The following is a 12,685-nucleotide window of genomic DNA, read 5'->3' as shown; positions in this document are numbered from 1 at the left end:
TTCCATCGCTGTGTGTACCGGCAGGAACGCTGATCCCACAAATACCCGCTAAGTTGGCGCTGATTGTATACACATCATTCAGGTACATCTGGATCGGATCATCCAGTTTTGCACCGAGGTCGAAAGCTGTTGTCGGAGCAGTTGGACTTACGATCACATCCACTTTCTCAAACGCTTTTTTATAATCTTCCTGAATAAGCCGCCGTACCTTTTGAGCTTTTCCATAATAGGCATCATAGTAACCGGCACTCAATACATAAGTACCCAGCATAATTCTGCGTTTTACTTCATCTCCAAATCCTTCAGTACGGGATTTTTTATAGAGGCGAATAAGCGGGGAATCAAGTTTAGCCAGTTTTTCCTGAGCCGCAATTTTAGCATCCCCTTCTGCGAGCTCAAATCGTTCCTTCAGCGCCTTTTCTTCTTGCTTTAATTCATCCAGCATTTCATCCTTATCGGCACGATGGCCATATCTAATGCCATCATATCGGGCTAAGTTACTGGAGGCTTCAGCAGTAGCCAAAACGTAGTAAGTGGCAATTCCATATTTAGTATGTGGCAATTCAACCGGGACCAATTCTGCCCCATCTGCCTCAAGATCTTTAAGGATCTTATTCACTCCGGTCTTGATCTCTTCATCCAGACCTTCTCCAAAAAATTCTTTCGGGACGCCGATCTTAATATTCTTCTTAGGATTTTGAACTGCAGAGATGTAATCCTCTTTCTCTTTTTGTGAGGAAGTATTATCACGTTCATCAAATCCTGCTATAACATCCAGCACCCGTGCAGAATCTTCCACCGAATTTGCCAAAGGGCCAATACAATCAAAAGAAGAAGCAAAAGCTACCAATCCGTATCTTGAAACCCGTCCATATGTGGGCTTCAATCCTACCACTCCGCAATAAGAAGCAGGCTGGCGGATGGAGCCTCCGGTATCGGAACCAAGAGTAACCATGGCCATATCTGATGCTACGGCAGCGGCACTTCCGCCCGAAGAACCACCCGGTACTTTTTCTGTGTTATGGGGATTTTTGACCGGTCCAAAATTGCTGTACTCATTGGCAGAGCCCATGGCAAATTCGTCCATATTCAAACGGCCGAGAAGAATAGCATCTTCGGCTTTCAGGCGTTCAATTACTGTGGCATCATACACACTTTCGAAGTTCTCAAGTATCTTTGACGCACAAGTTAATTTCTTTCCTCGCTCAGAAATCACATCTTTGATGCCCATTACCACGCCGGCAAGTTTACCGGAAGTGCCATTATCGATCTTTTTTTGGATCTTTCCGGCACGGGTCAAAGCAGCTTCAAAATCGGTATAAACATACGCGTTTATGCTGCTGTTTTGTGATTTGATCTGTTCAATATAATGCTCTACAATGTCACGAAGTTTTGTTTCTCCAGATAAGACTTTTTCTCGAGTCTCGGCAATAGTCATGTAGTTCAATTTCTGCTTTTAATTGCTTTTAGAAGTGGTTTCTTCGTGATTTGCTGCATCATTGATATCACGGGAACTTTCTTCAATTTCCTTTTTGATGTCTTTTGAAGCCTGGCGGAATTCCTTAATACCCTGGCCTAAACCACGGGCTAATTCAGGAATTCTTTTTGCTCCAAATAACACTAACACCACGATGGCGATGATCAGAATTTCAGGGGCACCTACACTATTAAACATAAAAATAATCCTCTCAGGATTTAGTTGATGTATTTGTGCGAAGATAACAATATTTTCGGCACGAATTTGGAACAAAAATTTTATTTATTCACTTGTGTTTTATTGACACTTGTGTTTATTACAGTCATTCATTTTAAAATAATAACATAATTATGATTTGGACCGTTGAATTAGCCGCAGCTTTAGATGATGCCCCCTTCCCGGCCACCCGAGAAGAACTTATTGAATGGGCAGAACGCAATGGCCTGCCTAACCAGGTAATTGTAAATCTCGAAGAACTCGAAGAAATTGAACAAGGTGAAGAACCTGTATATGAAGGTATAGAAGATATCTGGCCTGATTACATCCGTAAAGAAGACTTTTTCCATAACGAGGAAGATGAAGGCTTCGATTACGACGACGTTTAATTATTAAATTTATTAATCAGAGGCTGCGGTTGAATTTTGTTATTAATTGAAACCAACCGTTTTTTCTGTATTCCCTTGCATAAACCTATCTATCGCCAGCTTATAATTGCATTTTCGCTATGTATATTTACATGGATGGATTTTATTTATCCGCCAGCGACTTATGCGCAAGCCATCCAGGAAGAAACCAATACCGAAGATGTGGTACGCCGGATTCGGTTTTCCGGGAATGACAACATAAAAGATCGCACTCTTACTACTTTGGTGCGAACCAGAACAAACAGAGAGTTTTTGAGTATTCCCCGTTTTACTCCCTGGTATTTTATATGGAAAACTACAAATGGGCGATTTGGTGAAGAACCCGCCTATTTAAGCCGAGAAGTTGTTGGAAATGATATGGAGCGTATCGCTTTATATTATGAATCGCTGGGATTTCTGGATGTAAATGTTGATACCAGCATAGTTGAATATCGTACCGACAGGGTCGAGGTCTCTTTTATTATCGAAGAAGGCCCGGCTTATCAGATCGAGACGGTATCCTACAGCGGAATGCCTAATTTCAGTGATCCACAGAAGAAGTTTAACTTTTTACAAGGGAGTGCTTTAACCCGTGGAAGGATCAATGATACAACCTATACCGTAAATCAGCAGTACAGCTCACAACAGCTTAGCACTGAACAGCAACGCATTATCACTTTTTTAAAAAATAACGGTTATGCTTCCATTCAGCGAGATTCAGTGATAGCTTTGGTAAAAGATGATACCACTCAAGCCCATACGCTCGATGTACTCTACCTAATAAATGCCGGTAAGGTTTATGAGTTCGGAGATGTCAGAATTCGATTAAGTGACGCAGAACCGCCGGTTAACTTCACTCAAAAGGATACCCTACGCGGACCTCCGCATACAACGGATTCAACCCTAACTATTATACTGGAAAAAGAACCCGGGACCCGCACCAAGTTCAGTCTTCTTTCTGATCAAATTCTTTTTAAACCGGGAGAGCGATACAATCACTCTCTATATTTGGAGACGGTCAATGAGTTTCAAAATCTTGGAATGCTGTATATACAGAGGTTTAGTCAAAGCGAAAATCAAACTCAACCTGATTTCAGTCAGGATATGATCCCAACTTATTTCGATCTTCAGACCCTGACAAAGCACAGTATATCCGCTGAACTATTTGGAATGAAGCGTTATGGATATGGCACCGGTTTTGGGGTTGATTACAACAACAATAACGTGTTTGGAAATGCCGAAAATCTGACCATTGGTGCCAATGCCAGCTTCGAATTTGTAAGCCCTTCGGTTCTGGAGGAAATAGATCCCACAGCCACACAATCTTCAGTTTTCCGCAGCTATGAACTCAGTGCCGACTACTCGGTTCCGCGTTTGAACTTCCCTTTTAATGCACTTGATAACAGACCGGGCTTTACCAGCGGTGTTACCCGGTATCTGTTGACGTACACCCGATCTGATCAGCTGTTATTCGACATCAATTCTGATGTCGGTTTCAACATTAGATATGAAGTAAATCATACACCTATTTTCTCAAGTTATCTCGATTTGGTAGAATTAGATGTTGTAGATACAAGCCCTTCGGATGCATACATCAGGAACCTCAGAGAAGAATTTGGTTCAGACACCCTGCAAGATGGAACCATTGTGGATGCCTTTGAATTACAGCGTATTCTCGAAGATTTCAACCCACAGGTTTCATCCATAATACGATATTCCTTTAGGAGTCAAAATACCGATATCATTAAGCGAAATCGCGGTTATTACAGCGAATATTCGGTCTCATTAGGCGGAAATATTCCTTATTTGATCGACAATTATATTACCACACCGGATACCCTGGAAGGAAATCTCCCGGCCTTGTTTAAGCTCAGCAACAACAGTTTAAGCTACAGCCGTTTTGTAAAACTATCTGCCGATTACCGACGTTATTATCCTATTTCAGAAAACGGAGTGTTTGCCTGGCGGCTTTACGGCGGCTTTGCCCATCCTTATGGAGGCTCTACTTCCATACCTCTTAACAGGAGATTTTTTGCAGGTGGAAGCAATGATATACGAGGTTGGGCTCCATTTCAGCTAGGGCCCGGGGATATATCAACGGAAAATGTTAACATTCCCGGAGGGGAAATAAAACTAGCTGCTTTTATGGAAGTTCGTCAAACTTTTATCAGTAATTTTCTTGGAGCCAACTGGTACGCTGCCCTATTTGCGGATGCAGGTAATATCTGGTACGGCCCGCGGAATGACTTCAGAGATGAGAATAATGAAGACAGGCTGGAGCAAGGGCGCTTTCGATTTGACAATTTCTATAATCAGATAGCTGTAGGCAGCGGCCCTGGAATTCGCCTTGATTGGGAATATATAGTAGTTCGGTTTGATTTTACCTTCCGCCTGCACGACCTTCAGGCTGGTTGGTTAAACAATAAGCAATTATATTTCAGTTTCGGTATCGGTCACTCTTTTTAACCTCAATAAAAGCTGCTATGTTTGATAAAATAAAACGTTTAAAAGATCAGTCGAACATTGTGTTCAAGTCCAAGTTTTTGGCTAATCTGAACCCTGCTGAAAGGTATGAATTTTTACAGCTATGCCACCGCCGCAGCTATAAAGAAGGCGAATACGTATTCTATAAGAATGATCCCGGTACCGGAATGTACTTTATTGAGGAGGGAACCATACAGCTTACCATTGGCAACCCGGATGAAGAAAACCCTGATGAGCTTATCTCTGATTTTGAGTTAAAATCTCCGGAGAGCTTCGGAGCTCTTACAATAGGTTATAGCCTGCGACGTAAATCTTCGGCACGTTGCGTTACCGATTGCGATCTTTTGGGTTTCTTTAAGCCGGATTTTGAGGTTTTGAGAGACCGCCATCCCCAAATAGCGGTCAAGTTTTTGCAAACACTTACCAACATTGCTCTGCGGCAGCTGGAGACCACCGCAACCAAATTAGCGGAAGTAACCAGTGAACATGTCGCATTAAACATTCAATTTAAAACGTATTACGCAGATATCCCCGAGGAGTCCACATAGATCATGGCACTAAAAAAAGGTCAGGAAGTAGAACTGGAAATTATAGATGCAGCATTTAAAGGCAAAGGTTTAGCAAAAGTTGACGGATTAGCAGTATTCGTACCCGGAACCACCCCCGGCGATAAAGTAATAGCCCGGATCATCAAAAAGAAGAAAAAGTACCGTGAGGCTAAACTGCTTGAGATCCTTGAACCAAGTCCCCACCGCATAGAACCCAGATGCAGACATGCTAATGTTTGTGGCGGTTGCAGCTGGCAACATATCCCCTACGCGAAACAGCTGGAGTTCAAAACACAACAAGTTCGTGATCATATTGAGCGGATCGGACATCTCGATGGCTCTATCGTTAAAATGGGAATAGGTGCTGACGAGGAATTCTACTACCGGAATAAAATGGAGTACAGCATAAGTGCACGACGCTGGCTCACCCAGGAAGAAATCAATCGCGATGAATATGTAGATGATTCTGCCTTCGCTGCAGGACTTCACGCTCCCGGACGTTTTGATAAGATCCTGAACCTGAAAGAATGCCATTTACAGGTTCCCGAATCATTTCAGATCCTCGATTTTGTTCGCAATTATTGCATTGAGCATGGTATTACCCCTTACGACACTTTTGAGGATTCCGGCTTTATGCGCCACGTTATGATCCGTAATTCACACCACACGGACGATTTCATGGTAAACCTTGTCACTTTTCAGGATGATCAGGAAGTAATGCAAAAAATGGCCCGGGCACTGCTGGAAGAATTCCCATTTATCACCACCATTGTGAATAATGTGAATGACACCAAGAGCCCTACTGCTATCGGAAGGTTTGAAAAAGTATTACACGGCCCCGGCTTCATTGTTGATGAGATCGGAGATTTCACTTTTAAGATCCATCCGAACGCTTTCTTTCAAACAAATACGGCACAAGCTGAAAAGCTGTATGAGATCGCCAGAAATTATGCCGAGCTGCAAGACGGAGATATTGTGTATGACCTGTATTGTGGAGTCGGAACCCTGAGCCTATTCATGAGCAAACCCGCTAAGCATGTGTTGGGAATTGAATTGGTGGATGTAGCGGTAAAAAATGCCAGATTCAACGCCGAAGAAAACAATGTTGGAAATGTTTCCTTTATCAAAGGTGACATGAAAGATGTATTTACGGAAGAAGTGGTAAAAACACATGGAGCCCCCAACGTATTGATCACCGACCCGCCCCGTGCCGGTATGCATGCGGATGTGGTTGAGCGGCTTTGCGAACTTAAGGTGCCACGCATTGTGTATGTAAGCTGCAACAGCTCTACCATGGCAAGAGACCTGAAAGAGCTCAATAAGGTATATGAGATCGAAGAAGTACAACCTGTGGACATGTTTCCCCAAACATATCACATTGAAGCCGTCGCTAAACTGAAACTTCGGGAACCTGAAGAGTAGAGATCTCAGGTTTCTTCCCTTATTCTTCTATCCCCTACTATCGAAAGATAGATTCTTGAGGATATATTTTGTTATCAGAAAAGAATTTAAAAATTCAGAAGCAGGATTAACCAAACGATCGGTACACTTTCCACTAAAAATGCCGCGTAATATTTTCCCTGATCTTTCTTGGCAGCCCATAGCAATATCAGCGTGAGAAGGAAGATTCCAAGAGTAATGAAGAGACCGAGATCACTCCTATAGTTTTGCAAAAAAGCGACCACTGCTGCTAACATCAAAAGTACTGTACCAAGCCACTTTGATCTTTTGACACCCAGCTTTTGTGGAATAGTTCCGAGTTTATTTTCGTCATATTTGAGATCACGAATTTCAAAAGGAAGGGTCAGTACAATCACAAATAGAAAGATCTCCAGACATTGGTAAAATACTCTGAGATTGAAACTGAGATTATGATATGTAAGAGGCACCAATACCGACACTCCCATCCATACCAGCGCAATGATAAATATCTTGATTCCAGATAAACTTCTCAAATTCCTGTTTTTATAAAGTGGGACTGCATATAGAAGTGTAAGGAATCCAAACATAGCAGCTGTAATCAGCACGTCTATAGGGAGTAGCCGGCCGAAATAGATCAACCCCAAAAAACACAAACCCGTAAAACCACGAATAAGATTGACGTTTAAAGTGATCTTCAGGTTATGTCGGTTTGAGACCCCTGCGTATTTCACAAAATTATATCCAACAATGGTTCCAAGAAAGATGAAGATCAAAACCAACGGTTCGGGAACAAAACCTATTTGCATAACGGATATCACTGCAAGTGAGGTCACAGCTAAAGATACGTGAATACTGCTTTGAAGGTAGAAGTTGAAAATGGCTGTAAGAATTTTCATTGCCTGAATTTAGAGGTTGAGGAGGTTAGATGAAATTTAGTTTTGGGAGTTAGGAGTTGATAATTGATAATTGAGAGTTGAAAGTTGAGAGTTGAACTCGTTCCCAGGGTCCGCGTTGGGAATGGCTTGCGGAAGCTCCAGGTCTAAGTGGTTCGGAGCGGGTGGAATCCATCTTTCCGCCGGATGGCGGGGTGATGGATGGATTTTGGCCTCCTATTTTGAACTTGTTTTCAGCTTCTTTTTTTTGGATGACATTTTGGGCCGGCTGATTTGCGAGTGATCGATGGACCGAATTACGATGGACGATTTATACTGTTTGTGGGTTGGTAAATATTCCGGCTCATTTTGGCTTGTTGCTGATTCGTGCTTGTGCAGGTCCTTCACCGCCGGCTGGCAGTTCAGGATGACTTAGCTTGGTTTAAATGATTATTTTAGGTTCATACTTTCTTTTACAGTCATGCTGAGGATACTTCCGAAGCATCTTCAAGGAATGAATGTTGTTTCGTGCTTGTGTAGGTCCTTCACCGCCGGATGGCGGTTCAGGATGACTCGGGTAAATGGCAGCCATGGGGATTTTGATGTAGTTGCCGTCTTCTGCTCCCGGGTGACATAGTTTTACTTGAAGAAGTCTAATCATTCTCTATATTCACAGTATAGCTCTAATTAATATTTATCGAATATGAAATTCCGTTCTTCCACTTTTCTTGTTTTTACGTTGTTATTTGTGATGACCTCGGCCTGCAGTTCTAACTCTGAGCAAGTCACTGAAGAAGATTATAAACGCGCCGAAACTTTTCTATCCTCCAATACCAATGATCTGGTGCACGGAACCATATCGGGAACGCAGTGGCTTGATGACGGCAGCCTGATCTACCGACATTCCCTCTCAGACGGCACTGAATTTATGATCGCCGATCCGGAGGTCGGAACCAAAGAAAGAGCTTTCGATCACGAAAAAATTGCGGAAGCACTTTCTACAATCAGAAACGAGGATATTTCTCCCCTCGGCCTTCCGTTCAACAATTTTAGTTACGAAGATCAAAAAAGTGCAATAGGATTCAGCGTCAACGGTACAGCTTATCGCTGTATGCTAAGTGCCGGCACTTGTGAGGAGTTAACAAAAGATGGACCGCAAAGAAACTGGAATGAATCCGTATCACCGGATGGAAAAAAAGCAGTGTTTATCCGAGACTACAATTTATATATGCGGAACCTGGAAACGAATCGAGTGACTCAGCTCACCTACGACGGCCAACAAGATTTCGGATATGCAACCAACAATGCCGGATGGACAAAACGTGACAGCCCCGTTTTGCTATGGTCGCCCGATTCCAAACGAATTTCAACTTTCCAGCAGGACGCTCGTGGAGTCGGTGAAATGTACTTGGCTTCAACCAAAGTTGGTCATCCGGAATTACAAGAATGGAAGTATCCCCTTCCCGGCGATAGTTTAATTTTTCGTTTACACCGGGTGGTCATAAATCTGGAGCCCACTCCAAACGTAGTTCGTTTGAGGAAAGATGCCGATCCACAGCGTTCAACCATCACCGATCATGTAGCAGGACGCGGCGGTAATTTTCTGGATAATGAATGGAGCAACGACAGCAACACGCTCGCTTTTGTCTCTGTCTCGCGTAATCATCAAGATGTTCATCTTCAAACCGCAGACCCCAATACCGGGCAGGTTCGATCTGTTCTAAAAGAGGAAACCGATACTTTTTTCGAATCCGGTGTGGACGGTATCAGCTGGAGATTGCTCAAAAACAGCAATGAGGTGATCTGGTTCTCACAACGATCGGACTGGGGGCATTTATATCTTTATGATCTTCAAAGCGGAGAGCTCAAAAATCAAATTACTTCAGGAGACTGGACCGTGCTCGAAATCCTGCGGGTAGATGAACCGGATCGAACTATTTATTTCACCGGCTCAGGCCGTGAAGACGGAGATCCCTATTTCAAATATCTTTACCGGGTGAATTTTGACGGAAGCGGTCTTACCCTGCTCACTCCTGATGAGGCCAACCATGAGATCACCCTTTCCGAATCGGGTGCTTACTTTGTGGATACGTACTCCACTCCCACCACTCCGCCAATCTCAACCATTCGTAATATGAGCGGTGAAGAGTTACTGGTACTGGCAGAAGCCGATATTTCGAAACTTAAAGAGGCCGGATGGGTTGCCCCAACCCCATTTACCGTAAAGGCTCGTGACGGGGAAACAGATCTTTACGGGCTGATGTATAAGCCGAGTAACTTCAACTCTTCTGCTTCTTATCCGGTATTGAACTACCTGTATCCGGGGCCGCAGTCGGGAAGTGTGGGCAGCCGCTCTTTCCGTGCTTCCCGCTCCGACAAACAGGCGATGGCTGAACTTGGATTCATCGTGGTTGAAGTAGATGCAATGGGTACGCCGGGCCGTTCTAAATCATTTCATGAATTTTACTATGGCAACATGGGTGATAACGGTATTCCCGATCAAATCGCTATGATCAAACAGCTGGGTGAACGCCACAACTGGATGGATATCAGCAGGGTTGGGATCTATGGGCATTCGGGAGGAGGCTTTGCTTCAACGCGTGCACTTTTAGCCTATCCTGATTTTTATGATGTGGCTGTTTCAGGAGCCGGAAATCATGACAACCGAAATTATGCTGACCCCTGGGGCGAGAAATGGCAAGGATTGTTGGAAGTTGCTCCTTCCGAAGAAGAAACAACCGGCCAAGCTACCAACTATGACAATCAGGCCAATCAGCTGCTGGCTGAAAACCTAAAGGGAAAACTATTGCTAACGCATGGCACGCTTGACAGTAACGTCCCTCCTTACAATACGCTTTTGATGGTAAATGCATTGATCGAAGCCAATAAGGATTTCGACTTGATCATGTTTCCAAATCGCGGACATGGTTACTATGGCGAGGATTATATGATGCGTAAACGCTGGGATTATTTTGTGAAGCATCTGAAGGGTGTGGAGCCGCCCAAGGAGTTTGAGTTTGGGGAATAGGTTTTAGGAACGAGGTGTTAGGTGTTAGGTTTTGAACTTGTTCCTGATGTTCCTAATGTTCTTGTTGGGGATGCCTTGCGGACTTCCCGGTTTCTGGGGTTGGGCGGGGAGAACTTCGAACAAGCAACATCGAAAGTTGAATCTGGGAACGGCTGGAATCCATCTTTCCGCTAAATAGCGGGGTGATGGATGGATTTTGGTCTCCTCTTTTGAACTAGTTTGCAGCTTCTTTTTTTGGATAGCATTTTGGGGCTCCCGGCCCGAGTGGTTTGGGCCGGCTGATTTGCGAGGGATCGATGGACCGAATTACGATGGACGATCTATAACTGCTTGTGCAGGTCCTTCGGTTCCTCAGGATGACTCCATTAAATGATATCCACCGGGGATTTGATGTAGTTTCCGCCTTTGTTGATGACGTGGGTGTAGATCATTGTTGTCTTTAAGTTTTTGTGGCCGAGGAGTTCCTGTACGGTGCGGATGTCGTAGCCGTTTTGGAGCAGATGCGCCCCGTTAGAAATTAATCCTCCCAAAAATACCTTTTAAGTCTATTTCTGATATATCTTTTACCCATTCCTGATTTTAGATATTTTTCTCTTGCTTTGGCATCCTCCTCTTTTAGACAACCTTCAAAGTAGATTAGCTTAAAAGGCCTTCGATATCTAGTCGAAGATGTTTTTCCATTATTATGTTCTCTCAGTCTTTTTTTTAAATCATTGGTATATCCAGTATACCATTTATGATCCTTCAAACTTTTTAATACATATACATAAAAATATCTCATAGGATTAATTTCTAACGGGGTGCGTGGCGAAGGAATGACGGAATGTGTGGCACCCTGACTTTTTATGGATCTGTGCTTTTTGGAATGCTTCTTTTACTGCTTTTTGAATGGATGAGCCGGAAATATGATAACGCTGCCATTTACCACTTCTTGGGTCTTTAGCCCGGGTTTTTGATGGAAAAATATATTGCCAGCCAAATTCAGTTTCTGCATTGGGGTATTTTCGGCTCAATGCTTTGGGCATCACTACACTGCCGTATCCCTTTTTTAGATCTTTGGCATGCAAGTTTTTCACTTTTTGGATATGTATTTTTAGTTCAGGTTGAAGTTTCTCCGGTAAAATAGTTACCCGATCCCGAAGACCTTTTCCATTTCTGACGATAATTTGCCGGTATTCAAAATCAATATCCCTAACCCTGAGCCTCAGTGCTTCCGATATTCTCATCCCGGCTCCATACAATAGCTGCACCACTAATTTTTTAACCCCTTCCATATTTTGTAAAACCCGGCTGACTTCATTTTGGGAAAGAACTACCGGTAATCGTTTGGGTTTCTTTGCTCTTTTAAGGTCATGGAGCGTGCCGAATGGCTGATCCAGAATATGATCATATAAAAAGACTAAAGCGCAAAGTGCCTGATTTTGAGTAGAAGCAGCTACATTTTTATCGTTTGCAAGGAAGTTCAAAAATTCCACTATCTCGTTTTTCCCCAATTGCTTTGGATGCTTGAAATCATGAAACCGTACATAGCGAGTGATCCAATTGGTATATGCGCCTTCTGTTTTGTAGCTATAATTACGGCGTCTTATTTCGGCACGAACTTGCTCAAAAGTTTTGGTTTTTTCATAAAATGCTCCTATTTGTTTTTAAGTAAGAGCGATTTCAAAGCCATTCCTTACAGATTTTATCAGGAAATATTAGCAGGAAATATTTTTCATAAAAATTCCCGATAACATATTTCAATACATATCAGAGACTTGTAATTAATTCATTTGCATTTTTATAAGGAATTTTTGCACCTTCCTTCATTCCACATAATTATATGTTATGTGCCCGGCCAGGCTTTCAGTTTTTGTGTGTGTTGATCGGAGCTTTTTTGGGGTTCGTAGCTTTTAATGTTGCCCGGTGCGTTGTTTGTGGTGTGCCACTTTTTCGGTTCTAATCTGCGCCCGTGGTTTTAAAGAAATTTTTGCTGGAAAGTCGTTCAAAAGTGTTTTCACCTTTCCGCAGCGCCCGGAGCGTTGTTAGAAACTCCTGTTCCACGCTTCCGGTTAGCCTGTCCGGGAAACAAAGTAGTTTTTTAATTTGCAGTAATCGGTTGCTTTTTCCACATTTAGCGGTGGTTCAAACGCAGTCAGTTTTCACATAACAAGGCGTTTCAAGCGGACTCGTTTAGGGTTCGCAGCCTTAATTCCAACAACTCGACTCGCCGCTTAAACGCTGGGTCGTTA

Annotated in this window: 12 protein-coding genes; 5 read left to right on the top strand and 7 right to left on the bottom strand. The window is 43.1% G+C overall.

The window, feature by feature from the left end; genetic code table 11:
• A partial coding sequence (locus tag VFM80_RS00265; RefSeq protein WP_395068379.1) for an amidase family protein occupies window positions 1–1,438 on the bottom strand: 1,438 nt, incomplete at its 3' end.
• An 18-nt stretch (window positions 1,439–1,456) separates the two neighbouring features.
• Window positions 1,457–1,675, bottom strand: coding sequence for a Sec-independent protein translocase subunit TatA/TatB (locus VFM80_RS00260; RefSeq protein WP_395068377.1), 219 nt, complete (start codon window positions 1,673–1,675; stop codon window positions 1,457–1,459).
• 152 nt (window positions 1,676–1,827) lie between these two features.
• Between VFM80_RS00260 and VFM80_RS00255 the strand changes: the two genes are divergently transcribed.
• From VFM80_RS00255 to rlmD, 4 genes are all read left to right on the top strand, one after another.
• On the top strand, window positions 1,828–2,082 hold the full coding sequence (locus VFM80_RS00255; RefSeq protein WP_020402200.1) for a DUF2795 domain-containing protein: 255 nt from the start codon (window positions 1,828–1,830) through the stop codon (window positions 2,080–2,082).
• A gap of 135 nt (window positions 2,083–2,217) precedes the next feature.
• Window positions 2,218–4,566: a BamA/TamA family outer membrane protein gene (locus VFM80_RS00250; RefSeq protein WP_395068375.1), complete on the top strand. Its 2,349-nt coding sequence runs from the start codon at window positions 2,218–2,220 to the stop codon at window positions 4,564–4,566.
• Between the two features lie 17 nt (window positions 4,567–4,583).
• The gene (locus VFM80_RS00245; protein WP_395068373.1) at window positions 4,584–5,132 is read left to right on the top strand and encodes a cyclic nucleotide-binding domain-containing protein; all 549 of its coding nucleotides are present in this window, start codon (window positions 4,584–4,586) and stop codon (window positions 5,130–5,132) included.
• Between the two features lie 3 nt (window positions 5,133–5,135).
• Window positions 5,136–6,554: a 23S rRNA (uracil(1939)-C(5))-methyltransferase RlmD gene (rlmD, locus tag VFM80_RS00240; RefSeq protein ID WP_395068371.1), complete on the top strand. Its 1,419-nt coding sequence runs from the start codon at window positions 5,136–5,138 to the stop codon at window positions 6,552–6,554.
• A gap of 86 nt (window positions 6,555–6,640) precedes the next feature.
• On the opposite strand, the gene VFM80_RS00235 is transcribed toward rlmD, so the two are convergent.
• Together VFM80_RS00235 and VFM80_RS00230 are read right to left on the bottom strand one after the other, a co-directional pair.
• A complete protein-coding gene (locus VFM80_RS00235; RefSeq protein ID WP_395068369.1) occupies window positions 6,641–7,450 on the bottom strand; it encodes a hypothetical protein in 810 nt (269 codons plus the stop codon).
• A gap of 418 nt (window positions 7,451–7,868) precedes the next feature.
• Window positions 7,869–8,087: a hypothetical protein gene (locus VFM80_RS00230; protein ID WP_395068367.1), complete on the bottom strand. Its 219-nt coding sequence runs from the start codon at window positions 8,085–8,087 to the stop codon at window positions 7,869–7,871.
• Between the two features lie 42 nt (window positions 8,088–8,129).
• On the opposite strand from VFM80_RS00230, the gene VFM80_RS00225 reads away from it, so the two are divergent.
• Entirely contained in the window at window positions 8,130–10,454 is a 2,325-nt protein-coding gene (locus tag VFM80_RS00225) for a S9 family peptidase (protein WP_395068365.1), read from the top strand.
• Window positions 10,455–10,819: 365 nt separating this feature from the next.
• On the opposite strand, the gene VFM80_RS00220 is transcribed toward VFM80_RS00225, so the two are convergent.
• The 3 genes from VFM80_RS00220 to VFM80_RS00210 are packed head-to-tail and all read right to left on the bottom strand — an operon-like array spanning window position 10,820 to window position 12,094.
• Window positions 10,820–10,984, bottom strand: coding sequence for a tyrosine-type recombinase/integrase (locus VFM80_RS00220; protein WP_395068363.1), 165 nt, complete (start codon window positions 10,982–10,984; stop codon window positions 10,820–10,822).
• Window positions 10,972–11,235: a GIY-YIG nuclease family protein gene (locus VFM80_RS00215; RefSeq protein WP_395068361.1), complete on the bottom strand. Its 264-nt coding sequence runs from the start codon at window positions 11,233–11,235 to the stop codon at window positions 10,972–10,974. The genes VFM80_RS00220 and VFM80_RS00215 overlap by 13 nt, the downstream gene beginning before the upstream one ends.
• Before the next feature lie 4 nt (window positions 11,236–11,239).
• Complete coding sequence (locus tag VFM80_RS00210) at window positions 11,240–12,094, bottom strand: integron integrase (protein WP_395068381.1); 855 nt, start codon at window positions 12,092–12,094, stop codon at window positions 11,240–11,242.
• Between the last annotated feature and the right edge of the window lie 591 nt (window positions 12,095–12,685).

The sequence above is a fragment of the Gracilimonas sp. genome (genome assembly GCF_035704785.1).
Classification (GTDB): domain Bacteria; phylum Bacteroidota; class Rhodothermia; order Balneolales; family Balneolaceae; genus Gracilimonas.
The sequence above is the reverse complement of the archived record's forward strand: the minus strand, read 5'-3'. Positions and strand labels throughout refer to the sequence as shown.